Annotated in this window: 1 protein-coding gene and 1 pseudogene; both read right to left on the reverse strand. The window is 35.7% G+C overall.

What is annotated here, in order from left to right; all coding sequences use genetic code 11:
- A partial coding sequence (locus C200_RS13815) for a hypothetical protein (protein WP_033923848.1) occupies positions 1-409 on the reverse strand: 409 nt, incomplete at its 3' end.
- Positions 410-439: 30 nt separating this feature from the next.
- Positions 440-517, reverse strand: a pseudogene (locus C200_RS16810) (hypothetical protein); the annotation flags it as partial.
- Between the last annotated feature and the right edge of the window lie 15 nt (positions 518-532).

The following is a 532-nucleotide window of genomic DNA, read 5'->3' on the forward strand; positions in this document are numbered from 1 at the left end:
TCCATGGCTCGCAGCGGTTGATCAAATATTTTCTGAAATTACAGTACGTTGCTATAGGGACATCTATTTGAAAAATGCCCAGTTGATAATATACGTCCAATGTCCTTATTAAACCGAAAAATGGCTTTGCTAAAATAAAATCAATCTCGTGACTATGATTATAGGCCTGCGGCAAACGTTCGTACTGAAAAAATGTAAACTCAAAATGACAATCAAGAGGTGAATGACTTGCTAACATAATCCCATCAAAGCCGCGATGACTCTCAAAACTTCCTATGCATTTTAAACCCACTAACTGCTTTAGTTCAGTTTTAACTTTATCTAAATTATTTGTCGGTGCTGCAATTCTTGCTTTATAATTTAAATAACGCCCTGAACACAATACCAGACGAAAAGCATTACCAATCACAAACGTCGATCCAAAATCATTCCAGTAGGGGTTAAATGCTTTTACTTGTTGAACGCCTTCCTGCTTTAATTTTTCACATAAAGTTTTAAACTTCTCTACACTATTTATAGCGCTCGATCAACA

The organism is Piscirickettsia salmonis LF-89 = ATCC VR-1361, from assembly GCF_000297215.2.
GTDB classification, from domain to species: Bacteria; Pseudomonadota; Gammaproteobacteria; order Piscirickettsiales; family Piscirickettsiaceae; genus Piscirickettsia; species Piscirickettsia salmonis.